Source organism: Pantoea sp. Ap-967 (assembly GCF_011752565.1).
In the GTDB taxonomy this organism is placed as follows: domain Bacteria; phylum Pseudomonadota; class Gammaproteobacteria; order Pseudomonadales; family Pseudomonadaceae; genus Aquipseudomonas.
Genome location: NZ_VWXK01000025.1, coordinates 64,130 through 90,966, shown reverse-complemented (window position 1 = coordinate 90,966; position 26,837 = coordinate 64,130). Strand labels below are relative to the sequence as shown.

At 63.8% G+C, this 26,837-nt stretch carries 22 protein-coding genes and 4 tRNA genes; 15 read left to right on the top strand and 11 right to left on the bottom strand.

The features are described from left to right. Positions 1-236 precede the first annotated feature (236 nt). From F3J45_RS22460 to F3J45_RS22450, 4 genes are all read left to right on the top strand, one after another. Positions 237-641: a MarR family winged helix-turn-helix transcriptional regulator gene (locus tag F3J45_RS22460; protein ID WP_167068085.1), complete on the top strand. Its 405-nt coding sequence runs from the start codon at positions 237-239 to the stop codon at positions 639-641. Positions 642-704: 63 nt separating this feature from the next. Further along, positions 705-1,907: an MFS transporter gene (locus F3J45_RS22455; protein WP_167068082.1), complete on the top strand. Its 1,203-nt coding sequence runs from the start codon at positions 705-707 to the stop codon at positions 1,905-1,907. Further along, positions 1,904-2,026, top strand: a complete 123-nt coding sequence (locus F3J45_RS30335; protein ID WP_255432086.1) for a hypothetical protein — start codon at positions 1,904-1,906, stop codon at positions 2,024-2,026. Before F3J45_RS22455 ends, F3J45_RS30335 begins: the two co-directional genes overlap by 4 nt. 206 nt (positions 2,027-2,232) lie before the next feature. Continuing rightward, positions 2,233-2,784, top strand: coding sequence for a glutathione peroxidase (locus tag F3J45_RS22450; protein ID WP_167068079.1), 552 nt, complete (start codon positions 2,233-2,235; stop codon positions 2,782-2,784). Between the two features lie 411 nt (positions 2,785-3,195). On the opposite strand, the gene F3J45_RS22445 is transcribed toward F3J45_RS22450, so the two are convergent. After that, the gene (locus tag F3J45_RS22445; RefSeq protein WP_167068076.1) at positions 3,196-3,456 is read right to left on the bottom strand and encodes a DUF2798 domain-containing protein; all 261 of its coding nucleotides are present in this window, start codon (positions 3,454-3,456) and stop codon (positions 3,196-3,198) included. Positions 3,457-3,571: 115 nt separating this feature from the next. Here F3J45_RS22445 and F3J45_RS22440 point away from each other — a divergent pair, with 115 nt between their 5' ends. Next, complete coding sequence (locus F3J45_RS22440; RefSeq protein ID WP_167068073.1) at positions 3,572-4,501, top strand: LysR family transcriptional regulator; 930 nt, start codon at positions 3,572-3,574, stop codon at positions 4,499-4,501. A gap of 105 nt (positions 4,502-4,606) precedes the next feature. Here the strand turns inward: F3J45_RS22440 and F3J45_RS22435 are convergent, their stop codons facing one another. From F3J45_RS22435 to F3J45_RS22425, 3 genes are all read right to left on the bottom strand, one after another. Continuing rightward, complete coding sequence (locus F3J45_RS22435) at positions 4,607-5,887, bottom strand: OmpP1/FadL family transporter (RefSeq protein WP_167068070.1); 1,281 nt, start codon at positions 5,885-5,887, stop codon at positions 4,607-4,609. A gap of 146 nt (positions 5,888-6,033) precedes the next feature. Next, positions 6,034-6,483: a hypothetical protein gene (locus tag F3J45_RS22430; RefSeq protein ID WP_205300166.1), complete on the bottom strand. Its 450-nt coding sequence runs from the start codon at positions 6,481-6,483 to the stop codon at positions 6,034-6,036. Positions 6,484-6,764: 281 nt separating this feature from the next. Further along, positions 6,765-6,989: a hypothetical protein gene (locus tag F3J45_RS22425; protein WP_152954144.1), complete on the bottom strand. Its 225-nt coding sequence runs from the start codon at positions 6,987-6,989 to the stop codon at positions 6,765-6,767. 1,170 nt (positions 6,990-8,159) lie between these two features. Between F3J45_RS22425 and F3J45_RS22420 the strand changes: the two genes are divergently transcribed. After that, positions 8,160-8,519, top strand: coding sequence for a sel1 repeat family protein (locus tag F3J45_RS22420; RefSeq protein ID WP_167068064.1), 360 nt, complete (start codon positions 8,160-8,162; stop codon positions 8,517-8,519). A gap of 40 nt (positions 8,520-8,559) precedes the next feature. Further along, the gene (gene rmuC / locus F3J45_RS22415) at positions 8,560-10,047 is read left to right on the top strand and encodes a DNA recombination protein RmuC (protein WP_167068062.1); all 1,488 of its coding nucleotides are present in this window, start codon (positions 8,560-8,562) and stop codon (positions 10,045-10,047) included. On the opposite strand, the gene F3J45_RS22410 is transcribed toward rmuC, so the two are convergent. Then, on the bottom strand, positions 10,019-13,495 hold the full coding sequence (locus F3J45_RS22410) for a hybrid sensor histidine kinase/response regulator (RefSeq protein ID WP_167068059.1): 3,477 nt from the start codon (positions 13,493-13,495) through the stop codon (positions 10,019-10,021). The two genes, rmuC and F3J45_RS22410, sit on opposite strands and share 29 nt — an antisense overlap. 169 nt (positions 13,496-13,664) lie before the next feature. Continuing rightward, positions 13,665-14,843, bottom strand: a complete 1,179-nt coding sequence (locus F3J45_RS22405) for an MFS transporter (protein WP_167068056.1) — start codon at positions 14,841-14,843, stop codon at positions 13,665-13,667. 202 nt (positions 14,844-15,045) lie between these two features. On the opposite strand from F3J45_RS22405, the gene F3J45_RS22400 reads away from it, so the two are divergent. The 3 genes from F3J45_RS22400 (at position 15,046) to F3J45_RS22390 (ending at position 18,049) form a co-directional block, all read left to right on the top strand. Beyond that, positions 15,046-15,777, top strand: coding sequence for a GntR family transcriptional regulator (locus F3J45_RS22400; protein ID WP_167068053.1), 732 nt, complete (start codon positions 15,046-15,048; stop codon positions 15,775-15,777). Positions 15,778-15,916: 139 nt separating this feature from the next. Further along, the gene (locus tag F3J45_RS22395; protein ID WP_167068050.1) at positions 15,917-17,191 is read left to right on the top strand and encodes an MFS transporter; all 1,275 of its coding nucleotides are present in this window, start codon (positions 15,917-15,919) and stop codon (positions 17,189-17,191) included. Positions 17,192-17,215: 24 nt separating this feature from the next. Continuing rightward, on the top strand, positions 17,216-18,049 hold the full coding sequence (locus tag F3J45_RS22390) for an amidohydrolase (protein ID WP_167068047.1): 834 nt from the start codon (positions 17,216-17,218) through the stop codon (positions 18,047-18,049). A 163-nt stretch (positions 18,050-18,212) separates the two neighbouring features. On the opposite strand, the gene F3J45_RS22385 is transcribed toward F3J45_RS22390, so the two are convergent. Beyond that, on the bottom strand, positions 18,213-20,132 hold the full coding sequence (locus F3J45_RS22385; RefSeq protein WP_167068044.1) for a methyl-accepting chemotaxis protein: 1,920 nt from the start codon (positions 20,130-20,132) through the stop codon (positions 18,213-18,215). A 256-nt stretch (positions 20,133-20,388) separates the two neighbouring features. Between F3J45_RS22385 and F3J45_RS22380 the strand changes: the two genes are divergently transcribed. Then, entirely contained in the window at positions 20,389-22,266 is a 1,878-nt protein-coding gene (locus F3J45_RS22380; RefSeq protein ID WP_167068041.1) for a 1-acyl-sn-glycerol-3-phosphate acyltransferase, read from the top strand. 8 nt (positions 22,267-22,274) lie between these two features. On the opposite strand, the gene sugE is transcribed toward F3J45_RS22380, so the two are convergent. The 3 genes from sugE to rdgC all read right to left on the bottom strand — a co-directional run bounded on the left by sugE (position 22,275) and on the right by rdgC (position 24,845). Next, entirely contained in the window at positions 22,275-22,592 is a 318-nt protein-coding gene (sugE, locus tag F3J45_RS22375; protein WP_167068038.1) for a quaternary ammonium compound efflux SMR transporter SugE, read from the bottom strand. A gap of 181 nt (positions 22,593-22,773) precedes the next feature. Beyond that, on the bottom strand, positions 22,774-23,739 hold the full coding sequence (locus F3J45_RS22370) for a bile acid:sodium symporter family protein (RefSeq protein ID WP_167068035.1): 966 nt from the start codon (positions 23,737-23,739) through the stop codon (positions 22,774-22,776). Between the two features lie 185 nt (positions 23,740-23,924). Beyond that, entirely contained in the window at positions 23,925-24,845 is a 921-nt protein-coding gene (gene rdgC, locus F3J45_RS22365) for a recombination-associated protein RdgC (protein ID WP_167068032.1), read from the bottom strand. 216 nt (positions 24,846-25,061) lie between these two features. On the opposite strand from rdgC, the gene F3J45_RS22360 reads away from it, so the two are divergent. The 4 genes from F3J45_RS22360 (at position 25,062) to F3J45_RS22345 (ending at position 25,699) form a co-directional block, all read left to right on the top strand. Further along, positions 25,062-25,137, top strand: a tRNA-Val gene (locus tag F3J45_RS22360). A 13-nt stretch (positions 25,138-25,150) separates the two neighbouring features. Then, a tRNA-Asp gene (locus F3J45_RS22355) sits at positions 25,151-25,227 on the top strand. A 306-nt stretch (positions 25,228-25,533) separates the two neighbouring features. After that, positions 25,534-25,609 (top strand) — tRNA-Val (locus tag F3J45_RS22350). Positions 25,610-25,622: 13 nt separating this feature from the next. Next, positions 25,623-25,699 (top strand) — tRNA-Asp (locus tag F3J45_RS22345). Positions 25,700-25,778: 79 nt separating this feature from the next. Here the strand turns inward: F3J45_RS22345 and map are convergent. Continuing rightward, positions 25,779-26,555, bottom strand: coding sequence for a type I methionyl aminopeptidase (gene map, locus F3J45_RS22340; RefSeq protein ID WP_205300641.1), 777 nt, complete (start codon positions 26,553-26,555; stop codon positions 25,779-25,781). Positions 26,556-26,837 lie beyond the last annotated feature (282 nt).

Here is a 26,837-nt window from a genome sequence, read left to right as displayed (position 1 = left end):
ACAAGGCGCACAATCGTGTTTCGTCGTAAGCTTTTTCATGGTCTCGCCCTCGCTGCCGTTGGCTTCTTAGAACGCCACCGTGGCACTGTGATGCCTCGGCGGGGGCGAGTCCATTTAATTACAAGGGCGCCACGATTCCGGCCTGTAGGAGCGGGCTTGCCCCGCGAAGAGGCCGGCACGGTGTGGCCACCTGAAACTTCTTGCAACAACCTGGAAGCGGGTATATACACGTAATCATGTTGACCAGTGAATGCATCTGCACCCATCTGCGCCGCGCTGCCCGTGGGGTGAGCCGGCACTATGACGAAGCCCTTGCCGGTTTCGGCATCAATGTCGCGCAGTTTTCCCTGCTACGCCACTTGCAGCGGCTCGACCGCCCCAGCATCACCAGCCTGGCCGAGGCCATGGGGCTGGAGCGCAGCACGCTTGGCCGCAACCTGCGGGTGCTGGAGGCCGATGGCCTGGTGGCCCTGGCCGAGGGTGACGACCAGCGTAACCGCGTGGTGCTGCTGACCGCTGCGGGCGCTGCCCGTGTGCAGGCGGCCCTTCCGGCCTGGGAGCAGGCGCAGTCGGCGCTGGTCGGGCAGTTGGGCGAAACGCAGCGCGATGCGTTGGTGCACTTGCTGGAGCGGTTGGCTTGATTCACCACAATTAGAAGCGGGTATATACCCGCGTAACCTTGCGATGTGCTGGAGAGAATGACAATGACTTCGGTGTGGCGGACCAGCGGGTGGGTATTGGCGGGGGCTGCGCTGATTCTGGCGTTGTCCTTGGGTGTTCGGCATGGCTTCGGCCTTTTCCTGGCGCCGATGAGCGCCGATTTCGGTTGGGGCCGCGAGGTGTTCGCCTTCGCCATCGCCCTGCAGAACCTGATTTGGGGCCTGGCCCAGCCCTTCGCCGGTGCCCTGGCCGACCGCCTGGGCGCGGCGCGGGTGGTGATCCTTGGCGGCATTCTCTACGCCGCCGGGCTATTGCTGATGAGCACGGCCGATTCGGCCTGGTCGTTGTCGCTGAGCGCTGGCCTGTTGATCGGCATTGGCCTTTCTGGCACCTCGTTCTCGGTGATCCTCGGCGTGGTTGGCCGCGCCGTTCCCGCCGAAAAGCGCAGCATGGCCATGGGCATCGCCAGTGCCGCGGGTTCGTTCGGCCAGTTCGCCATGTTGCCGGGCACCTTGGGGTTGATCGAGTGGCTGGGTTGGTCGGCGGCCTTGGTGGTGCTGGGGCTGATGGTGGCGTTGATCGTGCCCTTCGTTGGCCTGCTGCGTGACCGCCCGTTGCCAAGCCATGGGGCCGAGCAGACGCTGGGCCAGGCGCTGCGTGAAGCGTGTTCGCATTCCGGGTTCTGGCTGCTGGCGCTGGGCTTTTTCGTCTGTGGTTTCCAAGTGGTGTTCATTGGGGTGCACTTGCCGGCCTACCTGGTCGACCAGCACCTGCCTGCGACCACGGGCACCACGGTGCTGGCGTTGGTTGGGCTGTTCAATATCGTTGGCACCTATACCGCAGGTTGGCTGGGTGGGCGCATGTCCAAGCCGCGCCTGCTGACGGCGCTGTACCTGCTGCGCGCGGTGGTGATCGTGTTGTTCCTGTGGGCGCCGGTGAGCCAGTACAGTGCTTATCTGTTCGGTATTGCGATGGGCCTGCTGTGGCTTTCTACCGTACCGCTGACCAATGGCACGGTGGCCACGGTGTTTGGCGTGCGCAACCTGTCGATGCTGGGTGGCATCGTATTCCTGTTCCACCAGCTGGGTGCGTTCTTGGGCGGGTGGTTGGGCGGGGTGGTGTACGACCGCACGGGCAACTATGACCTGGTATGGCAGATTTCGATCCTGCTCAGCCTGCTGGCGGCGGCGTTGAATTGGCCGGTGCGCGAACGCCCTGTTGCCCGGCTTCAGGCCAAGCCGGCATGAACCGTTTCCTTGCCCGTGGGTTGCTGGCCCTGGCCGGGGTGTTGCTGCTGGCGGTGGTGTGGTGGGGTTGGCACCGGGGTGGGATGGCGTTGATGCAACTGGGCATGGGGGTTTGCTGAGGTTGGGCGCCGCGAGCGGCGCATCGCGAGCTGCGCTCGCTCCTACCAGGCCTGCGTTCACCCCTCCCCGGTAGGAGCGAGCAAAGCTCGCGATGCGTCGCCCAGGCGGCGCCCGATTTCACAGGCGCAGCCGCAATCGCTGGGCATGGGTATTTGTTAAGCGCTACCCTGCAAGTTCACCGATTGTGTTGCAGGAGGTAGGAACGATGCGTGCTCGATGGCTGATGTTGCCGTTGCTGACCGTGCTCGCCGTGGGCACGAGTTGGGCGGCGGGGTGCCCTGCGGTGTTGCAGGGGAGCTTGCCGAAGTTGCAGGGCAAGGAGCAGATCGACCTGTGCCAGCGGTTTGCGGGCAAGCCGCTGGTGGTGGTCAACACGGCGAGCTATTGCGGTTTCGCGCCGCAATTCGACGGCCTGGAGGCTACCTACAAGGAATATCACGAGCAGGGCCTGGAGATGCTGGGCGTGCCGTCCAACGACTTCAAGCAGGAAGACGCTGACAGCGAGAAAACGGCGAAGGTCTGTTATGCCAATTACGGTGTGACGTTCACCATGACCAAGGCGCAGGCGGTGCGGGGTAACGATGCGATACCGTTGTTCGCTGAGCTGGCGCGTCAGAGCAGTGCGCCGAAGTGGAATTTCTACAAGTATGTGGTGGATCGGCAGGGCAAGGTGATTGGTAATTTCTCCAGCCTTACTAAGCCGGATGATCCGGCTTTCAGGGCTGCGATCGAGAAGGCGATAGCCTCGCACCCATAGCGCGGCGCGCTCTGGCTCTGGGCTTTGATCTTGCCTTTGATCTTGATCTTGATCTTGATCTTGATCTTGCTTCTAAGTGCGCGGTAGTTCAGGCAACACAAATTGCGACCTCAGGAGGCCGAACGGAGGTCTTGCGGAGGGAGGTGACGGGCATGGATGCCCGTCAAGCGCTGGGCCCCAGGATGGGGCCTGCAGCGCGGTCCTCCCGGGAGCAAGGCCTCCGCTCGGCCTCCTAAGGTCGCAATTTGTGTTTGCTGAACTATCGCGCGCTTAGAAGCAAAAGCAACAGCAAAGCAACAGCAACAGCAAAGCAACAGCAACAGCAACAGCAACAGCAACAGCAACAGCAACAGCAACAGCAACAGCAGCGTGCGGCGGGGTGTTGCGGTGGTTTGGGTGTGGTGAATAGATTTAATGAGGGTGGACTGTGATTGCCACCAGTTTCAATACCACTGGCCTCACCATCAATACGCAGACGAACGCCACCGGCATCGCCAACTGGTAAGCCTTCAGCACATTGGTCAAATACGCCGGGTTGATGCCCGCATTCGCCGCTGTAATCACGAAGCACATCAACAGCGCCATGATCGACGACATGTAGAACGCAAACACATAAGGCGTTGCACCGGGCCTTAACTTGCGGCGGCTGCGTACCTGAGACAGGTTGCTCATGCGAACTCCTGGGAAAATGGGTGAGGGCGCAGGTTAGCAATGCCCCAGGCATTCGCTGTAGACCTCCCGCACTGAGTTCTTTATAAAGAATTACTTACGAATCCCAAGGCGCGCCATGGACCTGCTCAACACCATCCGCAGTTTCATCAAAGTGGTCGAGGCCGGTAGCATTGCCGCCGGTGCGCGTAACCTCGGCATCAGCCCGGCAGCGGTCAGCCAGAACCTGGCGCGCCTGGAAAGCCACCTGCAAGTGCGCCTGCTCAGCCGCACCACCCGCAGCATGGCCCTGACGCCCGCAGGCAGCCAATACTATGAGCGCGTCAGGCACATCGAGCGCGACCTGCTGCTGGCCGAGCAGGCCGTCACAACCCCCGACAGCGAACCCCAGGGCCGCCTCTGCATCGCCTCGACCTCCGCCTTCGGCCGCCACGTGCTGGCACCCCTGATACCCGCGTTCAGCGCCCGCTATCCCCTGCTGTCGATAGAGTTGGTAACGACTGATCGCAAGGTCAACCATGCCCGTGAAGACGTCGACGTCAGCCTGCGCATAACCCCACAGCTCGAAGACCAATTGCTGGCCCGGCACATTGCGCGCATTCCCTTCATCTGCTGCGCCTCGCCCGGCTACCTCGCCAGCGCGGGCCGGCCGGCCACGCCCGAAGCGCTGCGCGAGCACCGCTGCCTGGTGTTCCGCTACCCGGTTGACGGACGTTTCCTGCGTTGGGGGTTCGAGCGCGATGGGCTGCGCTTCGAGGCAGCATTCGGCACGGTATTGATCAGCGACGATATCGACGCCCTGACCCAGATGGCATTGAACGACGGCGGCATCACCCGGCTCGCCGAGTTCATTGTCAGGCCGCACCTGACTTCCGGTGCGCTGGTCCCGCTATTTGAATACAGCGACAGTGGCCAGGCCTACGCCCAGACCGAACCGATGGACATCTACCTGTGCCTGGCCGACCGCTTCGCCATGACCGCCAAGGTGCGGGCCTTCATGGATTACCTGAAAGAAGCGCTGGGCGATAGCTGGCAGGTGCGCGAGTAAGCACCAGCGCCTACAGGTAATGCGCGAAATCAGGCAATTTCGCGATCACTGTAGGCGCTGGCTTGCCTGCGATGGGCCGCAACGCGGCCCCTTTCAGGGTACAGATCAGAAGCGGTAGGTAAGGGAGGCACCCAGACCGTGCGCGCTGTTCTCGTACTTGGCCTGGTAGCTACCCTTGAGCAGCCCTTCAGAGGTGGAACTTGGCACGTTGTGGACCTTGGTGTCCTCTTCCCACAGGTAGGAATAGGCAACATCGATGGTCATGTCGTCGTTCGGGCTCCAACCGGCACCAAAGCTGACGGCCTTGCGATCACCCGTAGGGATGCGTGGCGAGCGGTTGGTGTTGTTGGTTGGCGACTGGTCGACGGAGAAGCCTGCGCGCAGGGTCCACTCCTTGTTCACCTTGTAGGCCGCACCGATGGCATGCGCCCAGGTGTCATGCCAGTTCTGCTCTTCGGTGATGGTCTGCAGTGGGTAGTTTGCAGGCGCATCGTTCTTGACGGTGATGTTTTCCAGGCGGCTCCAGCGCGTCCAGGTGCTGCCGGCATACAGCGTCCAGTGATCATCCAGCTCGTGGGTAATCGACAGGTCGACCGACTCCGGCGTCTTGATGTTCAGGCTGGCGTCAAACTTGCCGCTCAGGCCCAGTTGCGGAACCGGATACGAGACGCGGGTTTTGCCTTCAAGCTTGTAGTCGACCATCGAGTGATAGGTCAGGCCGAGGCGGGTACGGTCGGTGGCTTGAACCAGGATACCGATGTTGTAACCGACTGCGGTGTCGTCACCCTTGATCTTGACCTCGCCATCGGGGCCATTCAGACCCAGCAGCCCCTTGCTGCTCAGGTTCGAGCCCAGCTCGCCCTTGATGCGGTTGATGGTCGGGCCGAAACCAATGGACACCTTGTCATTGAAGGCATAGCTGACGGTGGGCTGGAAGGTCACGACCTCGACCTTGCTTTTCTTGCCCCAGTAGCGGGCGGCATCGCTGCTGCCGTAGTCGGTGATCAGGCCGTAGGGCACGTAAACGCCGAAGCCTACGCTCCAGTGGTCATCGATCGGCTTGACGTAGTAGCCCATTGGAACGCCAACGAACGGCACCATGTCGCCGTCGGTTTTCCCCCCATAGTTGCTGCCAGGGCCCGACACGTCGGACTTGGCAATTACAGCAGCGCCCCCCACGGTGACTTGCTGGCGCTTCAGGCGGGACATGCCCGCCGGGTTGCCATACACCGTGCTGGCATCATCGGCAGCGGAAGAACGACCCGCGAAACCTGTCCCCATGCCGCTGATGCTTTGTTCGTTGAGGGCGAAACCTGCGGCGAACAGTTGGCTGGATGCCAGAGCAACGGCTACGCCGAGGGAGGTTTTGAGCATTGCTTTTTTCATTATTAGAAACTCCTTGGGATCTCCGGGGCGAAAAGCTACCAACAAATCACGCGCCGCGCTATAGCCTCAATCACAGGAGATAGAGCGGTTTTGTAGGACAATCCGACCAAAATTCCCTTTTTTCCGGTAATGGTGTAGGACGCTTCTTAAGACACTTGCGGCAATTTCTGTTCTATGCACGAATGCCAGGCTTGAGTGAAGTCGCGCAGGCGACCTTGCGGGTGAAAAATCTGCCGCCAGATACGCGCCTGGCCGAGCAGGTCGTCGGCGGCAGGCATGGGCGTGGCCTGCTCTTCGATGAGCATCCAGGCAATGGCGGTGGAGTAGCGCAGGTTGACCGTGAGTTCCAGGTGCGGGCCGCCGAGGAAGGCGTGCTGGCTGGCCAGGCCGCGGACCAGGCTGGCCAGCTCCGGGTCACGGGCGAGAAAGTGGTCCCAGACCGCCTGGTGGCGGTGTTCGCCAATGCGGTACAGGCCATGGCCACGGCGGTCGTGCAAGGCCGAACCCAGCGCCGACTGGCTGGCCGCAATACCCAGTAGCAGGGCCTCGGCACTGGCGCAGTGTCGGTTCAGGTAGACCAGCGTGGGTCGAATCACATACAGACACAATTCATTCGCCGCGATACCCATGATGCCCTCGAGCAGTAAGAGGCCGACGGGCGCTGGAGCTTGGCAGCTGGTGATTGGTCAGGCCCGCCGGAAGCGGCAAGTACCGCTCGAGTTGAAGTGTAGTGTGATAATCGTGGTGTAAAGGGCTGTTTTTAAATCGATTGCTGCCGGTCGCTCGGCGCTATATGCCGTGCGGCAATTAGGCCAAGAACGATCAGGCAGCGTTACGCAGGTGCCATTCAGCGGCTGAATACCCCGGTATTCGCCCGTCACGCGGTGAGCGACTGGCGGGTCCGGGCGATGACCGCCTGCAGCGGTTCGGAGCGGCTGTACTGTTCAGGGTACAGGCGTTCTGTGTGGCAGGCGATGCCGTGCTCGTCCACCAGGGTGAAACTGAAGCTGCCCTTGCGAGGGGCGACGATAAGGCACTTCAACGGCGAGAAGGCCTGGGAGAGGGTGCCAATGGCAGCCTGAATTTGATGATGAGTTTGCATATTGTTGGAGGTTCCTGCTTTAAACACGGGGGATATGATCCGTGCATGATAGAAACGTTCCAGTGACGCCTTTATTAAGGGACGAACGAACCTGACTGGAACAGGGCAGCCAGAGGAGGCGCAATCAAAGGTGGGCGCTTGGGCTGACTGGTAGGTACTTCAGAAGGCAGGCAGCACGCCGGGGCCAAGGTTCTAGGCCGTCGGGGTTGAATCCTGATCAATCTTCCGGTTGATTCGTGCAGGGCAGCGTAGGGCTGGCGAGGGAATCATCGAGTGGGCCGGTCCTGGTTTCAGCAGCGCTCGCTTGGGAGGGCGGTGGGGCTGCAAGGACATTGGTGGCCAGAATTGACTTTCAGCTGGGGTACTAACGGGGTGAACCTTACAGAAAGCGCTGGGGCTTTGCAAGCCTTTTCACGCTCTGCCAGGCGAGCCGAGCAGTATGGCGCTTCTTTAACGTCTTGGGAAGAGGGGGCCAATGGCCCGCAAACGCCTGCATGTTCCGATTTCGTGCACCCAAATGCAGGTTTTCGGTGCACTTGTTCACATTCGAGGCGTGAGTTGTAACAGCTTGGCAACACCCGGCTTGAGGCTCGCCAATGACTTGACTGGGTAGTTAAGTCAATGAAAAAAAACACTAATTTTCACTGGTGAAAAAATCGTCAGTTTGACTGTAGGCCCCATTTCATGGGGGTTTGCGGGGTCATTAAGGCGGTTGTCCACTGAGTTATCCACAGGAACTGTGGATTGTCCCCAGCGCTTGCTCTAGGACGGGCGTGCCAGCGAACTGGTGAACTGTCCGACAATTGTCAGGCACCGCTCGACCCGTTGGTCATCCACTTGCAAACGTCAAGAAAAGATCGTTGAAAAAAACAGAATTTTTAGCAAATCGGTGAGTGCCCGCCACTGGCCTGCTGGCTGGCGCCACCTCGGTAGGAGCGAGCGTAGCTCGCGATGGGGCGCGAAGCGGCCCCAGGGTTTCAGCTTCGCGGCATAGAACGCCGGGGCAGCTTTGCTGCCCATCGCGAGCTGCGCTCGCTCCTACAGGGGATTGCGGGACAGGTGGTGCCGGCCCCGTAGGCGCGAGCAACGCCCGCACATGGCCCCGGTGCTTGTCCAAAAGCAAAAAAGGAGTAGAGTGGCGCGCCTTTCAAGTTGCCTCTGCGTTTGGTCATGAAGTTTCGCGGTAAACACCTCGCCAGCCCCACTGCCTCCTCCCCAGCCGCCACCCCCAAGCGCTTCGCCCTGAAAGTGGCCCTGTGGCTGCTCGACAGCCCGAGCCTGGGCGACAAACCCCAGGTCAAGCACCTCGCCGGGCGCCTGCTCAAACAGCCGGCGCGCCAGGGTGTGGTGGTGGCCCAGAGCCGGCTGGGGCAGATGCTGTGCCGCGACTGCGGCAATGCCCGCGACCGGCGCATCGGCCATGAACTGCTGCGCCAGGCGGCCCGCGCCGGCGACCCAGGCGCGCAGCAGGAATACGCACGGCTGTTCCAGGCCGATGCGCCAGAGCAGGCGCCCGATTCGGCAGGCTGATAAGCTGCACTGAACTTGCAATAGCGTGATCGGGGTAAGCATGGCAGTGGATCTGACCAGCATTCTGCTGGGCTTGGTGGCGGGCGCTGTGCCTTGCCTGGGTTGGGTCATGCACGTGCAGCGCCGCCACGGCGCCCGGCAGGGCGAGCAGGCCCTGCTCGAAGAGCGCCTGAGCAGTGCCCAGTTGGCCCAGGCCGGCCTGCAGGCGCAGCTCGATGCCAGCCGCGACGAGGTCAGCGACCTCGGCGAGGCCAACACCCTCAAGCAAACCCAGCTTGCCGCCCAGGGCCGTGAGCTGGAGCTGCTGCAGATCGACCGCGACAACGCCCGCGATGCCGCCCACGCCTGGCACCTTGAGCGCGCCAACCGCGAAGCCGAACTGCGCCGCCTGGAGGCCCAGACTGCGCGCCTGGAGGCCGAACTGCGCGAACAGCAGGAAAGCCACCAGCAGCGCCTGGAAGACCTGCAGGAGGCCCGCGATACCCTGCGCGCCCAATTCGCCGACCTGGCCACCAAAATCTTCGACGAGCGCGAGCAGCGCTTCGCGCAAACCAGCCAGCAGCACCTGGGCCAGTTGCTCGACCCGCTCAAGGAGCGCATCCAGGCCTTCGAAAAGCGTGTCGAGGAAAGCTACCAGCAGGAAGCCCGCGAGCGTTTCTCCCTGGGCAAGGAGCTGGAGCGCCTGCAGCAGCTCAACTTGCGCCTGTCCGACGAAGCCACCAACCTCACCCAGGCGCTCAAGGGCCAGAAAACCCAAGGCAACTGGGGCGAGCTGATTCTGGAGCGGGTGCTGGAGCACGCAGGCCTGGAGAAGGGCCGCGAATACCAGACCCAGGTCAGCCTCAAGAGCGCCGATGGCGAGCGTTTCCAGCCCGATGTGCTGATCATGCTGCCTGGCGACAAACAGGTGGTGGTGGACGCCAAGGTCAGCCTCACCGCCTACCAGCAGTTCGTCAGCAACAACGATGAGGCGGCGCTCAAGCAGCATGTGCAGTCGCTGCGCAGCCACGTCAAAGGCCTTTCGAGCAAGGACTACAACCGCCTCGAAGGCCTGCACAGCCTGGACTTCGTGCTGCTGTTCGTGCCCATCGAAGCGGCCTTTTCGGCGGCCCTGCAGGCCGAGCCAAACCTGTTCCAGGAGGCCTTCGACCGGCAGATCGTGATCGTCAGCCCCACCACCTTGCTGGCCACCTTGCGCGTGATCGACAGCCTGTGGAAACAGGAACGCCAAGGCCAGAACGCCCGTGAGATCGCCGAGCGCGCCGGCTGGCTGTACGACAAGTTCGTGCTGTTCATCCAGGACCTGGACGAGCTGGGCAACCGCCTGCAGCAGGTCGACAAGGCCTACGCGGCGGCGCGCAACAAGCTGTGCGAAGGGCGCGGCAACCTGGTCAGCCGCAGCGAACAGCTCAAGTTGCTGGGCGCGCGCGCCAGCAAGAGCTTGCCGGCCGACTTGCTCGAACGTGCGCTCAGCGACGAAGCGCTGGCGGCGCAGGCGCTTACTGAACCAGGCTCAGATGGCGATTGAGCAGGGCGCGCAAGGCCGCCGGCTTGACCGGCTTGGCCAGGTAGTCAAGGCCAGCGGCGTGCACCGTGGCCAGGGTTTCCTTGCTGCCATCGGCGCTGATCACCACCCCCGGCACCGGCTCGCCCAGGCGCGTGCGTAGCCAGCCCATCAGCCCGGTGCCGGTTTCGCCGTCGTCCAGGTGGTAGTCCACCAGCGCCAGGTGCGGGCGCATGCCCTGGGCCAGCAGCGTTTCGCATTCGGCGCGGTTGCGCGCGGTGTACACCTGGCAGCCCCAGCGGCTGAGCAGGCTGTTCATGCCCACCAGGATGCTGTCTTCGTTGTCCACGCACAGCACCTGCAGCCCGGCCAGCGGCTGGCTGGCTTGCTCCACCGGGGCGCTCGGCGCCGCCACGGCCTGCCGGGCGATGGGCACATTGACGCGGAACACCGTGCCCTTGCCGGGCCAGGAACGCACCTCCAGGCGGTGGCCGAGTACCCGGCACAGGCCATCGGCAATCGCCAGGCCCAGGCCCAAGCCTTTCTCGGCGCGGGTCTGGTGGCTGTCCAGGCGCTTGAACTCCTGGAAGATCACCTGCAGCTTGTCGTCGGCAATGCCCGGGCCGCGGTCCCATACCTCCAGCCACAGGCGTTCGCCCTGGCGGCGCACGCCCAGCAGAATCGGGCTCTTGCCGTAGCGCAGGGCGTTGGTGAGGAAGTTCTGCAGCACCCGGCGCAGCAGCTTCATGTCGCTGTCGACCCGCAGGCGGCTGCCGCGCAGGCGGAACTCCAGGCCCTTCTCGGCGGCCAGCACCTTGAACTCGGCGCCCAGGGTGTCGAACAGCTCATTGAGCGCGAACGGCTTGGCGTCGGGGGTGATCTTGCCGTTTTCCAGGCGCGAGATGTCCAGCAGGTCGCTGATCAGTTCCTCGGCTGAACGCAGCGAGCTGTCCATGTGCTGCACCAACTGCTGGGCCTCTTCGTTCATGCCCTCGGCCTGTTGCGACAGGGCGGCGGAGAACAGCCGCGCGGCGTTCAACGGCTGCATCAAGTCGTGGCTGACCGCAGCCAGGAAGCGGGTCTTGGACTTGCTCACCGCTTCTGCCTGGCTCTTGGCCTCCGACAGCGCCTGGTTGAGCTGCGACAACTCCTGGGTACGCTCGGCCACGCGCTGTTCCAGCCCCTCGTTCGAGTCGCGCAGGGCCTGCTCGGCCTCGCGGAACGGGGTGATGTCGGTGAAGCTCATGACGAAGCCGCCACCGGGCATCGGGTTGCCGATCAGCTCGATCACCCGGCCATTGGGGAACAGCCGCTCGGAGGAGTGCGCCCGGCCCTGGCGCATCCAGTGCAGGCGCCGGGCCACGTGCACCTGCGCCTCGCCGGGGCCGCACAGGCCGCGCTCGGCGTTGTAGCGGATGATGTCGGCGATCGGCCGGCCAACGCTGATCAACCCCTCGGGGTAGTTGAACAGCTCCAGGTAACGGCGGTTCCAGGCCACCAGGTGCAGGTTCTGGTCGACCACGCTGATGCCCTGGTTGATGTTCTCGATGGCGCCCTGCAGCAGGGCGCGGTTGAACTGCAGCACCTCGCTGGCTTCGTCGGCAATGCGCACCACGTCTTCGAGCTGCATGTCGCGGCCTTCGATGGCGGCCTTGACCACGGCGCGGGTCGAAGAGCTGCCCAGCACACCGGCCAGCAGGCGTTCGGTGTGCTCGATCCAGTCGCCATCGGCGTTCTGGTTGGGGTTGAAGCCCTTGCCCTGGCGGTAGGCGAAGCGGATGAAACTCTGCCGCGCACGCTCTTCACCGACGAAGCGCGAGGCCAGGTTCAGCAGGTCGTCGATCTGCACCGCCAGCAGCGGCTTGCTGCTGGGCCGGGCGCTGGTTTGCTGGCCGATGAAACGGCCAGCCTGCCAGTGTTCCGAAACCCGCGTGCGCGACAGCATCGACACCCACACGAACAGGGTGAAGTTGCCCGCCAGCGACAGCACCACGCCCTGGGTCAGCGGGGTGATCGGCAGGTCCAGCGGGTTGCCGTGCAACCAGGCCAGGCCCGGGAACAGGCCCAGCGGCACACCCAGGCTATGGGCGATGATCGGCAGCACCAAGGTGTAGAACCACAGGAAGATGCCTGCCGCAAGGCCTGCGAACACGCCGCGCCGGTTGGCCTGTTTCCAGTACAGCGCACCGAGCATGGCCGGGGTCAGTTGGGTTACGGCGGCGAAGGCAATCTGGCCGATGGTCGCCAGGCTTGCGGTGGAGCCGAGCAGGCGGTAGCTGACGTAGGCCAGCAGCAGGATGACCACGATGGTGACCCGGCGCACCGACAGCATCCAGTGGCGAAACGCCTCGAACGGCCGCTCGGCGTTGGTGCGGCGCAGCAGCCAAGGCAGCAGCATGTCGTTGGACACCATGGTCGACAAGGCCACCGCCTCGACGATGACCATGCCGGTGGCCGCCGAGGCGCCGCCGATGAAGGCCAGCAGCGCCAGGCTCGGGTGGGCCTCGGCCAGCGGCAGGCTGATGACGAAGGAGTCGGAAATTACCGTGCCGGGCAGCAGCATCTGCCCGGCCAGGGCAATCGGCACCACGAACAGCGCGGCCAGCGCCAGGTACAGCGGGAACACCCAGCGCGCCAGGCGCATGTCCTGGGGTTCGATGTTCTCCACCACCGTGACGTGGAACTGGCGCGGCAGGCAGATGATCGCCATCATCGCCACGGCGGTTTGCACCACCATAGACGGCCAGTTGATGGTTTCCTGCCAATAGCTTTCCAGGTGCACCGACTGGCGCGCCTGGGTGAACAGGTCGTCGAAGCCATCGTAGAGGTTGAACACGATGAACACGCCCACCGCCAGGAAGGCCAACAGCTTGATCATCGACTCGAAGGCAATCGCCAGCACCATGCCGCGGTGGTGCTCGGTCACGTCCAGGCTGCGCGTGCCGAACACGATGGCGAACAGCGCCAGCACCAGCGACACCACCAGCGCGGTGTCCTGCACGCGGGTGCCGGTGGCGTCGGCATTGGCGCCGATCAGCAGGTTCACGCCCAGCACGATGCCCTTGAGCTGCAGGGCGATGTAGGGCAGCACGCCGACCAGGCAGATCAACGCCACCACCACCGCCAGGGTTTGCGACTTGCCGTAGCGTGCGGCGATGAAGTCGGCAATCGAGGTGATGTTCTGCTGCTTGCTGATCAGCACCATCTTCTGCAGCACCCAGGGCGCGAAGATCAGCAGCAGGATCGGCCCCAGGTAGATGGGCAGAAACGCCCACAACTGCTCGGCGGCCTGGCCGACCGCGCCGAAGAAGGTCCAGCTGGTGCAGTACACCGCCAGCGACAGGCTGTACACCCAGGCACGCAGGCGCGGCGGCAACGGTGTGCTGCGGCGGTCGCCGTAGAAGGCGATGGCGAACATGACGGCCATATAGGCCAGGGCGACCACGGCGATCAGCCCGCTGGACAACGACATGAAGACTCCGGAGCAAAAAAGATAACGCGGTCCCGATCAATCAGTCTGGCACGCAGGCAGGGGTTCGTCAGCGCCGACGATGGTCGCAGGGGCGTGTTGTCGCAGCCCCCGGTTTATGCAATCCCTGTAGGAGCGGGCTTGCCCCGCGAAGAGGCCCCCCAAGGCGCCATCACCCACGACGGGTGCCCAACCCATAAAACACCCCCGCCAGTATCACCGACATCACCAGCAGGTAGAAGACCACCCCCGGCCACCACCGCCCCAGGGCAAACCCCACCAGCACCGGCCCCAGCGCCGCGCCCAGGTTGGACAGGTTCTGCGCCCCGTAATACACCCCGCGCAGATGCTCCGGTGCGATCAGGTCGATGAACATGTATTCCGCCGGGATGACGATGATTTCCCCCAGGGTGAACACCAGCATCGCCAGGCACCAGGCCAATACCGAGCCGGCCATGGCGAACCCCAGCAACCCGGCGATGAACAGCGCCATCCCGGCCAGCAGCCACGGCATCAGCTGTTGCCGGCCAATGCGCCGGCCGATCAGGTACTGCAGGGCGATCACCGTCACCGCGTTGGTGGTCACCAGGTAGCCCACCAGCCGCGCCGCCTCGCTGGCGCTGCTGGTCACCACCAGGTACTGCGACAGGTAGGCGGTGAACTGGCCGAACACCACGGCGCTGAGTACCCCGCCCAAGGTGAAGCACACCAGCCGCCGGTCGCGCGCCAGGCCCAGCGCCACCTGGGCGAAGCTGGCGCCCGGTTGCGCGGCAGCGCGGGTGTGCAAGGCTCGGTCGCCCAGGCGCCAGTAGGCCAGGCACATGCCAAGGCCGATGAAGGCGGAGGCCATGAACGGCAGGTGATCGTCCAGTTCCAGCAGGGCCACGCCAAGCATCGGCCCCACGGCGTAGCCGACATTGCTCAGGGTGTACTTGATGGCGAACACCTCGGCGCGCTGCTCGACCGGCAACAAGGCGCAGAAGCCCGCCTTGGCGGCAATGTCCACCACTGCCAGGGCCAGGTTGATCAGCACCAGGCACAGGAAGAACAGCAGCGCCGCGCCGCTGGCCATGGCCACGATGAAGGCCAGGGCGAACACCAGCGTGCTGGCGCTGACCAGGGTGTGGTTGCGCACGGTATCGACCAGGTGCCCGCCATACAGGCTCAGCAACGAGGCGACGATCAGGGCACCGCCGATCAACAGGCCGATCTGCCCAACGCCGAGTTGAAAGTTGTCGCTCAGGTACACCACCAGGTAGGGCAGGGTAAGGGCGCGGGCAACCGTCAGGGTAAAAGTAGTAGCCAACAGTAGGCGAATACTGGCGGGGTAACCCCTGATTACGGCGAGCATTGCCACGTCCTTGTCGTTGGTTAACCCAAGCATAAGCCACGCAAGGCCCCTGTAGGAGCGGGCTTGCCCCGCGAACACCGGCAAAGCCGGTGCCAGCCACCGCAACCCCAACGACCAGCGGAGGATTGACAGCCCGCCACCCACGGGGAATACTCTCGGAAAATTCATATATATGTTTATATAACAAGACGAGAGCCGACCCATGCACCTACTCTCCGGTGATGCTCGACTACCCCGCTACCAACAACTGCGCGACCACTTGGTCGAGCAGATCGCCAACAACCGCTGGCGCCCGGGCGAAGCGATTCCGACCGAAGCCGCCTTGGCCAGCGAGTTCGACATGTCTGTGGGCACCGTGCGCAAGGCTGTCGACGTCCTGGTCGCCGAAGGCGTGCTGGAACGCCAGCAGGGCCGCGGCACCTTCATTCGCCGCCCGCAGTTCCAGTCTTCGCTGTTCCGCTTCTTCCGTTTCGAAACCGTCAACGGCGAACGGGTGATGCCGCAAAGCCGCATCCTCTCCATCGAGCCGGTGCCTGCCCCGTCAGCGGTGGCCGAGGCCCTGGGCCTGGCGGCCGAGGCTGAAGTGATTCGTATCGTGCGTACCCGTCTGCTGGGCGCCCAGCCGGTGCTGGCCGAGGAAATTTGGCTGCCGCGCCAGACCTTCCAGCCGCTGCTGGACGTCGCCCTGCACGACAAGGGCCCGTTGCTGTACCCGATCTACGAGGAGCTGTGCGGCCAGGTCGTCGCCTCCGCCGAAGAGACCCTGACCGCCGAAGCGGTCGATGCGGTGCACGGGCGCCTGTTGCAACTGCCGGCCAACAGCCCGGTGGTGGTGATCGAGCGCCTGGCCCGCGACTACGCCGGCAAACCTCTGGAATGGCGCCGCTCGCGCGGCCACGCGCAGCACTTCCGCTACCGCGTCGACATTCGCTGAGTACATAGCCGGCCGCTTCACCCTTTTACCCGTCTGCGCCGTTCTGCCACGGCGCAGTGGCTTCGCCTGCCCGGTCGCCAGCGTGCCAAGAGCTTCGGCGCGCCCGGCCGTAACACACACGACTAGAAGGATAACAACCATGTTCAGCTGGTACCGCCAGATCACCTCACGGGAACGCAAGACGTTCTGGGCCTGTTTCGGGGGCTGGTCGCTCGATGCGCTGGAAGTGCAGATGTTCGGCCTGGCCATCCCCGCACTGATCGCCGCGTTCTCCCTGACCAAGGCCGATGCCGGCCTGATCAGTGGCCTGACCCTGGTCACCTCGGCCATCGGTGGCTGGCTCGGCGGTACCCTGTCGGACCGCTACGGGCGCGTGCGCACCCTGCAGTGGATGATCCTCTGGTTCTCCTTCTTCACCTTCCTTTCCGCGTTCGTCACCGGCTTCTACCCACTGCTGTTCGTCAAGGCCATGCAGGGCTTCGGCATCGGTGGCGAGTGGGCCGCCGGCGCGGTGCTGATGGCCGAAACCATCAACCCGAAATACCGCGGCAAGGTCATGGGCACCGTGCAAAGCGCCTGGGCGGTGGGTTGGGGCCTGGCCGTGGGCCTGTTCACCCTGATCTATTCGCTGGTGCCGGCCGAGTACGCCTGGCGCGTGATGTTCTTCGTCGGCCTGCTGCCGTCGCTGCTGATCATCTGGGTGCGCCGTAACGTGCCGGAGCCCGACAGCTTCCAGCGCCTGCAGAAAGACAAGGCCATCCCCGGCAGCTTCTTCAGCTCCATGGCCGGTATCTTCCGCCCCGAACTGCTGCGCGTGACCCTGCTGGGCGGCCTGCTGGGCCTGGGTGCCCACGGCGGCTACCACGCGGTGATGACCTGGCTGCCGACCTTCCTCAAGACCGAGCGCAACCTGTCGGTGCTGAACTCCGGTGGCTACCTGGCGGTGATCATCTTCGCCTTCTGGTGCGGCTGCGTGGCCAGTGGCCTGCTGATCGACCGCATTGGCCGGCGCAAGAACATCCTGTTGTTCGCCCTGTGCTGCGTGCTGACCGTACAGGCGTATGTGTTCTTCCCGCTGACCAACACCCAGATGCTGTTCCTCGGCTTCCCGCTGGGCTTCTTCGCCGCCGGTATTCCGGCCAGCCTGGGTTCGTTCTTCAACGAACTGTACCCGGCCGACGTGCGCGGTGCCGGGGTAGGCTTCTGCTACAACTTCGGCCGCGTGCTGTCGGCGGTGTTCCCGTTCCTGGTTGGCCACATGAGCGAAAGCATGTCGCTGGGCAGTGCCATCGGCATCGACGCCGGCATCGCCTATGGCGTGGCCATGGTCGCCGCCCTGTGCCTGCCGGAAACCCGTGGCCGCAACCTTGAGTCCACCCCTGCGCCGCACATGGCTGGCGCAGTCGCCAAGTAACCTGACCTTGTCCGTATGAGAACCATGCCCGACGTTTCCGCTCCACACCTGACCGCCATCGACAGCCATGCCCACGTCTTCAGCCGTGGGCTGAACCTGGCCAGCGGGCGGCGTTATGCGCCCAGTTACGATGCGCCGCTGGGCGACTACCTGGGCCAGCTGCTGGCCCATGGTTTCAGCCATGGCGTGCTGGTTCAGCCCAGTTTCCTCGGCACGGACAACCGCTACCTGTTGAGCGCCCTGCAGACGGTGCCAGGGCAGCTGCGCGGGGTGGTCATGCTCGACCGCGACGTCGAGCCTGCCACCTTGGATGAAATGGCCCGCCTGGGCGTGCGCGGCGTGCGCCTGAACCTGATGGGGCAGGCGCTGCCCGACCTCACCGGCGCCGAGTGGCGGCCGCTGTTCGAGCGTATTGGCGAGCAGGGCTGGCACCTGGAACTGCACCGCCATGTGGCGGACATTCCGGCGCTGGTGCAGGCACTGGAGCCCTATGGGCTGGACATCGTGGTCGACCATTTTGGCCGGCCCGATGCGCGCCTGGGGCTGGGGCAGCCGGGCTTTGCCGAGCTGCTGACGTTGGGCGGCAAGGGCAGGGTGTGGGTGAAGGTGTCTGGCATCTACCGGCTGGAGGGTACGCCTGCGCAGAACCTGGCGTTCGCCCGCCAGGCGCTGGGGGCGCTGGAGGCGCACTATGGCGCCGAGCGGCTGATGTGGGGCAGTGACTGGCCGCACACCCAGCATGAGGCGCAGGTGAGCTTTGCCTCGGTGGTCGAGCAGTTCGAAGCGCTGGGCTGCTCGGCCGAATTGCGCCAGGCATTGCTGGTGAACACCGCCCAGGCTTTGTTCGGTTTCGAATGACGAGGCCTACAGGGTTACGCTGACCGGGTAGGAGCGAGCGTAGCTCGCGATTGGGGCGCGCAGCGGCCCCGGGTGTTCAGCTTTGCAGCTCATGATGCCGGGGCTGCCTTGCAGCCCATCGCGAGCTGCGCTCGCTCCTACCAGATGCCCCTGCTGCCTTCTATCAGAACCGGAACCGGCTGATCATCTGCTGCAACTGCCCACCCAACCGCGCCAGTTCCACGCTGGACGCCGAGGTCTGCTGGCTGGCCTCTGCAGTCTGTTCGGAAATATCCCGCACCGTCACCACGCTGCGGCTGATCTCCTCGGCCACCGCGCTCTGCTGCTCCGACGCCGCGGCAATCTGCTGGTTCATCAGCTGAATTCCCGACACCCGCTGGGTAATCCCCTCCAGCGCCACGCCCGCCTCACGCACCAGCGCCACGCTGCTCTGGGTCAGGCTCTGGCTCTGCTCCATCAGCTCGCTCACCGAGCGGGTGCCTTCTTCCAGGCTGCCAATTGCCGACTCGATCTCCAGGGTCGAGGCCTGGGTGCGCTGCGCCAGGCTGCGTACCTCATCGGCCACCACGGCAAAACCACGGCCCGCCTCGCCGGCCCGGGCGGCTTCGATGGCGGCGTTGAGCGCCAGCAGGTTGGTTTGCTCGGCCACCGCCTTGATCACATCCATTACCTTGCCGATGCGCTGGCTTTCGCTGCGCAGGGCATCCATGGCTTCGCCGGTGGCATCCACCTGGCTGGCCAGGCGGCTGATCTGGGTGACCGCGCGGTTGACCACGCTGTCGCCTTCGCGGGCTTCTTCGTCGGTGGCACTGGCCGCCTGGGAGGCTTCGCCAGCATTGCGCGCCACTTCATGCACGGTGGCAGCCATTTCCTGCATGGCAGTGGCCACCTGGTCGGTTTCCACCTTCTGGTTGTTGGCCCCGGCGCTGGTTTGCTCGGTGATCGCCGACAGCTCCTCGGTGGCGCTGGCGATCTGCGAAATGCCGTCGCGCACCTGGGCGATCAGCTCGCGCAGGTTGCCGGTCATGCCTTGCAGGGCGTTCTGCAACTGGCCGACTTCATCGCGGCGGCGGCTGCTCGGCTGTTCGCCGAGGTCGCCGCCAGCCACCCGTTCCATGGCCTGCAGGGCCTGTTGCAGCGGGCCGCTGACCTGGCGTGCGATCAGCACGGCGGCGAGGCTGCCGATCAACAAGGCGAGCAGGGTGGTAGCAATCTGCAGGTTCTTGGCGAACTGGCTGTCGTTGACCACCAGCACCGCCTGGGCATCGAGCAGTTGGCCGATCAGGCCATTGAGGGTGTCGATGTCCCGGGCCATGGCGCTGCGGTAATCCACCAGCTTGCTGACTTCGCCACGGAAGGCTTCCACCGCGCTGGCATAGGCCCGCACCTGCTGCTGCAACTGGGTGAAGGCGTCGGCGGAGCTGCCGTTGAACCTGGCCACCAGGCCTGGCAGGTCGTTCACCGTGGTGGCGATCTGCGTGTTCATCAGCTTTTCGGTTTCGGCGTTGGTGTTACCGGTGTAGCCGCGCACGTGGTAGCGCAGCAGAATCAGGTTTTCGCGGATCTGGTTGATCGCCTCGATGCGCACGAAGCGCTGCTCGGCATCGGGCAGGGCGCGCACCTGCTTGCGGATGTTGTCGATGCTGGCGAACGACTGGGTGGCCAGCACGCCCATTTCCTTCTGCGCCGCACGCATGTTCTGGTACGACTGCAAGCTCAGCGCCTGGTTGTTGGCAAAGGCCTGCAGGCTCTGCTCGGCCTGGCCAACCAAGGCCAGGCTCTGGGGCTTGACCAGCGAACCGCGCAGGGTCGCCAGGGGCGCCTGAAACGCCTGCAGGGCGCTTTGCAGGGCCTGGGTTTCGTTGTCTGCGCCATTGGCCATGGCATGGCGCAGGCGTGCTTCGCGCAAATCGCCGAGGGCGTCGTTCAGGCGCGACACATTGCTGACCACCTCGCTGCGCCGCACCAGGCTGCCCAGCCCGTCCCAGCCGATCAGCGACTGGATCAGGGTGAGGCACAGCACCAGGCCGAAACCGAGGAAGAGTTTGTGGGCGATCTTGAGGTCGCCGAACCAGGTAAACATTACTGCCGAGCTCCTTTTCTTATGCGTTTGGAGGAGACCTGAGGTCTGTTCCTTCTGTCAGATATAGTCATCTATATGAATTATCGGCATGTGTAACAAAATCTGAACAGCCCTGGCGGTAAAATTAATGTCACTGTGCTATCAAGTTGTGACCCAGTTCCGAACGGCTTGCCAGGGGGCGGCTTTCGCAGGCAGATTTGTGGCTCGGCGGCGCCTGCGTCGCTCTAATGACAAAAGCCCCTCAGGAACAAGGACGATGAGTCACCCCTCGCAATTCACCTTGCTCGGCAAGCGGCGTTTCCTGCCGTTCTTCATCACCCAGTTGCTGGGTGCCTTCAACGACAACCTGTTCAAGCAGTCGCTGATCCTGGCCATTCTGTTCAAGCTCAGCCTGGGCGATGGCGACCGTTCGATCTGGGTCAACCTGTGCGCGCTGCTGTTCATCCTGCCGTTCTTCCTGTTTTCGGCGCTGGGTGGGCAGTTTGGCGAAAAGTTCGCCAAGGACGCGCTGATCCGTGCGATCAAGGTGGCCGAAATCGGCATCATGGCGGTTGGCGCCCTCGGCTTCGCCACCAACCACCTGGCGCTGATGCTGCTGGCGCTGTTCGGCATGGGCACCCACTCGGCGCTGTTTGGCCCGGTGAAGTATTCGATCCTGCCCCAGGCCCTGCGTGAAGAGGAATTGGTAGGGGGCAACGGCCTGGTGGAAATGGGCACCTTCCTTGCCATTCTGGTCGGCACCATTGGCGCCGGCGTTATGATGGCTACCGACAACTACGCCACGGTGGTAGCAGGTGGCGTGGTGGGCACCGCGGTGCTGGGCTACCTAGCCAGCCGTTGGATTCCGCGTGCGGCAGCGGCGTCGCCGCACATGGCGCTGGACTGGAACATCTTCAAGCAGTCGTGGGTGATCCTGCGCATGGGCCTGGGGCAGACCCCGGCCGTGTCGCGGTCGATCGTCGGCAACTCGTGGTTCTGGTTCGTCGGCGCCATCTACCTGACGCAGATCCCGACCTACGCCAAGGACTGGTTGCACGGCGACGAAACCGTGGTCACCCTGGTATTGACCCTGTTCTCGGTGGGCATCGCCCTGGGCTCGCTGCTGTGCGAGCGCTTGAGCGGGCGCAAGGTGGAAATCGGCCTGGTGCCGTTCGGCTCGTTCGGCCTGACCTTGTTCGGCCTGCTCTGGTGGTGGCATTCCGGCGATGTGCCGGTGGCCGCCGCGCCGCATGACTGGCTGGCGCTGCTGGGCATGCACCAGGCCTGGTGGGTGCTGCTGTCGATCGTTGGCCTGGGCGTGTTTGGTGGGTTCTACATCGTACCGCTGTATGCGCTGATCCAGGCGCGCACCGCCGAGCACGAGCGGGCCCGGGTGATTGCCGCCAACAATATCCTCAATGCGCTGTTCATGGTGGTGTCGGCCATCATCACCATCGTGTTGTTGAGCGTGGCCAAGCTGAGCATTCCTCAACTGTTCCTGGTGGTGTCGCTGCTCAACATCCTGGTCAATGCCTATATCTTCAAGATTGTGCCCGAGTTCACCATGCGCTTCTTGATCTGGCTGCTCAGCCATTCGATGTACCGCGTGGAGCACCGCGACCTGGAGCGCATCCCCGACGAGGGCGCAGCGCTACTGGTGTGCAACCATGTGTCGTTCGTCGATGCGCTGCTGCTGGGCGGCGCCATCCGCCGGCCGATCCGCTTCGTCATGTACTACAAGATCTACAACCTGCCGGTGCTCAACTTCGTGTTTCGCACAGCCGGTGCCATCCCGATTGCCGGGCGCAACGAAGACCCGGCCATCTACGAACGCGCCTTTGCCCGCATTGCCGCTTACCTGGCGGACGGTGAGCTGGTGTGCATCTTCCCGGAAGGCAAGCTGACCGGCGACGGCGAGATCGATGTGTTCAAGGGCGGTGTGAGCCGCATCCTCGAAGAAACCCCGGTGCCGGTGATTCCGTTGGCGTTGCAGGGTTTGTGGGGGAGCTTCTTCAGCCGTGACCCGGCCAAGGGCTTTTTCAAGCGCCTGTGGTCGCGGGTAACCGTGGTGGCTGGCGCCGCCATCCCAGTGGAGGCGGCGCAGCCTGAGGCGTTGCGCGAGCAGGTCAGCCGTTTGCGCGGCAGCCTGCGCTAGGGCAGGGGTCAGCTGGCGCTGACTTTCAGGCCGATCAGGCCGGTGACGATCAGCGCCACGCTAACCAGCCGTACCAGCGCCATGGACTCGCCGAACAGGATGATGCCGGCGATCACCGTGCCGACCGCACCCACGCCGGTCCAGATGGCATAGGCGGTGCCCAGCGGCAGCTCTTTCATGGCCAGGCCCAGCAGGCCCAGGCTGATGGCCATGGCGGCCACGGTGAGGGCGGTGGGCAGGGGTTTGCTGAAGCCGTCGGTGTATTTCAGGCCGACCGCCCAGCCGACCTCGAACAGGCCGGCGAAGAACAGGATGATCCAGGACATGGTGCGTCTCCATCGTGCTTGATGATGGGGCCGTCCCCGGGGTGGTCACGCGGCGCGTCGTGAGGCCGTCCTCACCGTGGCCACCATGGTGCACACCTGCAGCCTTCCGGGCAAGCCTGCCAGCCTCATGCTGCCCCTGTAGGAGCGGGCTTGCCCCGCGAAGAGGCCGGCACAGCAACCCTCAATGCCTGACCGGTTCAACCTGTTCAGCCTCACCCGCAGGCGCTTCCATCCGCCGGAACCAGGTCGACAGCAGCGCCCCGGAAATATTGTGCCAAACGCTGAACAACGCACTCGGCACCGCCGCCAGCGGCGAGAAATGCGCCGCCGCCAGTGCCGCCCCCAGCCCCGAATTCTGCATGCCCACCTCCAGCGCCAGCGACTTGCGCTGGGCCAGCGGCAGCTTGCAGCACTTGCCGGTGAGGTAACCCAGCAGGAAACCAAAGCTGTTGTGCAGCACCACCACCGCCATGATCAACAGCCCGGATTCGGCAATCTTGGCCTGGCTGGCCGCCACCACCGCGCAGACGATCATCACGATGCTCACCACCGACACCAGCGGCAATACCTGCACTGCCACCTGCACCCGCGCCCCCAGCAGCCGCTGGGCCAGCACACCGAGCACGATGGGCAGCATCACCAGCTGCAGAATCGACCAGAACATGTCCATGAAGGACACCGGCAACCAGGCCGAAGCGAGGAACCAGATCAGCGCCGGGGTCAGCAGCGGGGCGAGCAGGGTGGTGACGGCAGCAATCGCCACGGCCAGCGCCAGGTCGCCCTTGGACAGCCACACCATCACGTTCGACGCGGTACCGCTCGGGCAGCAGCCCACCAGGATCACGCCCACGGCAATTTCCGCCGGCAGGTGGAACAACTGGCACAACAGCCAGGCCATGCCCGGCATGATGACGAAGTGCGCCACCACCCCCAGGGCCACACGCCAGGGCTGACGGGCCAGGGCGGTGAAGTCGTCGAGCTTGAGCGTCAGCCCCATGCCGAACATCACCAGGCCCAGCAGCGGCACGATGGCCACCTTCAGGGCGATGAACCACTGGGGTTGCAGGAAGGCCAGCACGGCGAACACCAGTACCCACAGGGCGAAGGTGTTGCCGACGAAGCGGCTTAGGGCGGCGAGGGCACGCATGGGCAGATTCCTTTTCTATTTATAGCTTTATGAATTTCACTGGCCTCTTCGCGGGCAAGCCCGCTCCCACAGGGATATCACCGCCTTCGAATGCTGTGATATCCCTGTGGGAGCGGGCTTGCCCGCGAAAGGGCCGGTGCCGGCGACAACTGAACGTCAGGCCAGCCCCGGCATTTCACACCGAATCAGACCCCTTGCGGAATCTCTTCGCCACCCAGCGCCTCGAACAGCACCGGCAGGAATTCGGCAAAGGTCATCATCATCAGCTGGAAGCTGGCATCGAACTGCTGCGCAGCCTCGTCGCCACCATCCTGTTCGGCCTGCTCCTGCAGCAGTTCCTCGAACTTCAGGCGCTTGATCACCATCTTGTCATCGAGCACGAACGACAGCTTGTCCTGCCAGGCCAGGGCCAGCTGGGTGACCACCTTGCCGGTGCTCAGGTGCAGCTGGATTTCCTCGCTGGTCAGGTCCTGGCGCTTGCAGCGCACGATGCCACCGTCTTCGGCGGTGTCGCGCAGCTCGCATTCGTCCAGAACATAGAAGCCTTCGGCCGCCTGTTGCGACTTCACCCAGTCGGTCATGGTCGCGGTTGGGGCAATTTTGACCGTGGCCGGGCGCACCGGCAGCGAGCCCATCACTTCGCGCAGGGTCGACAGCAGGTCTTCGGCGCGCTTGGCGCTGGCCGAGTTGACCAGGATCATGCCCAGGCGCGGGGCGATGGCGGCGAAGATCATCGAGCGGCGAATGAACGCACGTGGCAGGAAGGCCTGGATGATCTCGTCCTTGATCTGGTCGCGCTCTTTCTTGTAGACCTTGCGCATTTGCTCGGTCTCGATCTCTTCGACCTTTTCCTTCACTGCATCGTTGACCACGCTGCTGGGCAGAATGCGTTCTTCCTTGCGCGCGGCAATCAGCAGGAACTCGCCGCTGACGTGCACCAGGGGAGCGTCTTCGCCCTTGCCGAACGGCGCGATGAAGCCGTAGGTGGTCAGCTCCTGGCTGGCGCAGGGGCGGGCCGGCTTGCTGGCCAGTGCGGCTTCCAGCGCTTCAGCCTCGAACGGTACTTCCTGGGTCAGGCGGTAGGACAGCAGGTTCTTGAACCACATGGGGGGGAATCTCTCCTTAATGCATAAGGCGGGCATTATTCTCCGAGCAGTGCCCTCAGGCCAACCCTGTCAGAGGGCCAGCAGCCTTATAGAAGGAAAGAAAACCACGGGTTGCGCTAGGTCTTTGAAAGGCCTGGAATTTTTTTTAAAAAAATTTGAAAAAGTGCTTGCCAGGGTGCCAGCCCCTCCGTAGAATGCGCGCCACACCGAGACGAAGGGTGATTAGCTCAGCCGGGAGAGCATCTGCCTTACAAGCAGAGGGTCGGCGGTTCGATCCCGTCATCACCCACCACTCGATGTATAGCGCAGCGGTAGTTCAGTCGGTTAGAATACCGGCCTGTCACGCCGGGGGTCGCGGGTTCGAGTCCCGTCCGCTGCGCCATATTCAACTTCCAGGGCCCACTGAACACCCGGAAGTAACAAAGAAAGCGACCTTAGGGTCGCTTTTTTTGTGCCCGTCGTTTGGCGCGGCAGTGCGTTACGGCCTGAAACCGCATCGCGAGCTTTGCTCGCTCCTACCAGAACGATCGTGGCCTTTGCGTAGGCCTTGGTAGGAGCGAGCGCAGCTCGCGAAGCGCCGCAACAGCGGCGCCACCCCCCTCAACTCCAACCCATTGAAAAAAATCTGCATCAGGGGCTTGCCAAACATTCACCTGCTCCGTAGAATGCGCGCCTCACCGAGACGAATGGGTGATTAGCTCAGCCGGGAGAGCATCTGCCTTACAAGCAGAGGGTCGGCGGTTCGATCCCGTCATCACCCACCACTCGTTGAATAGCGCAGCGGTAGTTCAGTCGGTTAGAATACCGGCCTGTCACGCCGGGGGTCGCGGGTTCGAGTCCCGTCCGCTGCGCCATATTCCGCTTCCAGGGCCCACTGAACACCCGGAAGCCACAAAGAAAGCGACCTTAGGGTCGCTTTTTTTGTTTGCGGCTTTAGCTGCCGCGTTCCTCTTCCCGCAAGGTCAGCACCTCGACCCCATCTTCAGTCACCGCCACCGTATGCTCCCACTGCGCCGACAGGCAGTGGTCACGGGTAATCACTGTCCAGCCATCTTTCAATGTGCGTGTGCCACGCCCGCCTTGGTTGAGCATCGGCTCGATGGTGAACACCATCCCAGGCTTGAGCTTCATGCCCATGCCGCGCACGCCGTAGTGCAGCACCTCGGGCCCTTCGTGCATTTGCTGGCCAATGCCATGGCCGCAATATTCCCGTACCACGCTGTAGCCGGCGGCTTCGGCATGGGCCTGGATGGCATGGCCGATATCGCCCAGCGTGGCCCCCGGGCGGACTTCGCCAATGCCTTTCCACAGCGCGTCGTAGGTGGTTTCCACCAGGCGCCGGGCCTCGTCGTCGATGATGCCGAGGCTGTACATCTTCGACGAGTCGGCAATGTAGCCGCCTTGCTCCAGGGTGATGTCGACGTTGATGATCGACCCCTCCTTGAGCACTTCGTCGGCCTTGGGCATGCCGTGGCACACCACATGGTCCACCGAGGTATTCAGGGCGTAGGGAAAGCCATACTGGCCCTTGCTCGCCGGGCGCGCCTTGAGGGTGTTGACGATGAAGGTCTCGGCGCGGTCGTTGATCTGCATCGTGGTGACGCCGGGGCGGATGAAGGTGTCGAGGTCGGCGAACACCTGGGCCAGCAACTGGCCGGCGTGGCGCATCAGGTCGAGTTGGGCGGGGGTCTTGAGAATCACTTGGGACATGGGGGTGGGGGCGTCGCTCGTGCGGGAATTCGCTCCAGCATAGCGCCATGGATTGCCGGCTTGCCACCCTATGGTGCATTGCTTGTGCTGGCCTCTTCGCGGGGCAAGCCCGCTCCTACAGGGCTGTAGGAGCGGGCTTGCCCCGCGAAGAGGCCGGTACGGCTGGCCCATTAATTGCTGTCCTCCACCCAACCAGGGCTATCAACGTCGACAGCCCACCACCCACGACAAAGGCGCCGTGTTGCCCGGCTTGCTTACCCAGCAAGCCGGAGCAGCCGGCGC

What these genes read in the sequence shown, in the direction of transcription:
- F3J45_RS22425 (WP_152954144.1), bottom strand. Translation starts at nt 6,989, where the DNA reads ATGCAAACTCATCATCAAATTCAGGCTGCCATTGGCACCCTCTCCCAG.
- F3J45_RS22445 (WP_167068076.1), bottom strand. Translation starts at nt 3,456, where the DNA reads ATGAGCAACCTGTCTCAGGTACGCAGCCGCCGCAAGTTAAGGCCCGGT.
- F3J45_RS22370 (WP_167068035.1), bottom strand. Translation starts at nt 23,739, where the DNA reads ATGCGTGCCCTCGCCGCCCTAAGCCGCTTCGTCGGCAACACCTTCGCC.
- F3J45_RS22440 (WP_167068073.1), top strand. Translation starts at nt 3,572, where the DNA reads ATGGACCTGCTCAACACCATCCGCAGTTTCATCAAAGTGGTCGAGGCC.
- F3J45_RS22405 (WP_167068056.1), bottom strand. Translation starts at nt 14,843, where the DNA reads ATGCTCGCCGTAATCAGGGGTTACCCCGCCAGTATTCGCCTACTGTTG.
- sugE (WP_167068038.1), bottom strand. Translation starts at nt 22,592, where the DNA reads ATGTCCTGGATCATCCTGTTCTTCGCCGGCCTGTTCGAGGTCGGCTGG.
- F3J45_RS22460 (WP_167068085.1), top strand. Translation starts at nt 237, where the DNA reads ATGTTGACCAGTGAATGCATCTGCACCCATCTGCGCCGCGCTGCCCGT.
- map (WP_205300641.1), bottom strand. Translation starts at nt 26,555, where the DNA reads ATGTCCCAAGTGATTCTCAAGACCCCCGCCCAACTCGACCTGATGCGC.
- F3J45_RS22400 (WP_167068053.1), top strand. Translation starts at nt 15,046, where the DNA reads ATGCACCTACTCTCCGGTGATGCTCGACTACCCCGCTACCAACAACTG.
- F3J45_RS22435 (WP_167068070.1), bottom strand. Translation starts at nt 5,887, where the DNA reads ATGAAAAAAGCAATGCTCAAAACCTCCCTCGGCGTAGCCGTTGCTCTG.
- F3J45_RS22385 (WP_167068044.1), bottom strand. Translation starts at nt 20,132, where the DNA reads ATGTTTACCTGGTTCGGCGACCTCAAGATCGCCCACAAACTCTTCCTC.
- rdgC (WP_167068032.1), bottom strand. Translation starts at nt 24,845, where the DNA reads ATGTGGTTCAAGAACCTGCTGTCCTACCGCCTGACCCAGGAAGTACCG.
- F3J45_RS22390 (WP_167068047.1), top strand. Translation starts at nt 17,216, where the DNA reads ATGCCCGACGTTTCCGCTCCACACCTGACCGCCATCGACAGCCATGCC.
- F3J45_RS22450 (WP_167068079.1), top strand. Translation starts at nt 2,233, where the DNA reads ATGCGTGCTCGATGGCTGATGTTGCCGTTGCTGACCGTGCTCGCCGTG.
- rmuC (WP_167068062.1), top strand. Translation starts at nt 8,560, where the DNA reads ATGGCAGTGGATCTGACCAGCATTCTGCTGGGCTTGGTGGCGGGCGCT.
- F3J45_RS22420 (WP_167068064.1), top strand. Translation starts at nt 8,160, where the DNA reads ATGAAGTTTCGCGGTAAACACCTCGCCAGCCCCACTGCCTCCTCCCCA.
- F3J45_RS22410 (WP_167068059.1), bottom strand. Translation starts at nt 13,495, where the DNA reads ATGTCGTTGTCCAGCGGGCTGATCGCCGTGGTCGCCCTGGCCTATATG.
- F3J45_RS22395 (WP_167068050.1), top strand. Translation starts at nt 15,917, where the DNA reads ATGTTCAGCTGGTACCGCCAGATCACCTCACGGGAACGCAAGACGTTC.
- F3J45_RS22380 (WP_167068041.1), top strand. Translation starts at nt 20,389, where the DNA reads ATGAGTCACCCCTCGCAATTCACCTTGCTCGGCAAGCGGCGTTTCCTG.
- F3J45_RS30335 (WP_255432086.1), top strand. Translation starts at nt 1,904, where the DNA reads ATGAACCGTTTCCTTGCCCGTGGGTTGCTGGCCCTGGCCGGGGTGTTG.
- F3J45_RS22455 (WP_167068082.1), top strand. Translation starts at nt 705, where the DNA reads ATGACTTCGGTGTGGCGGACCAGCGGGTGGGTATTGGCGGGGGCTGCG.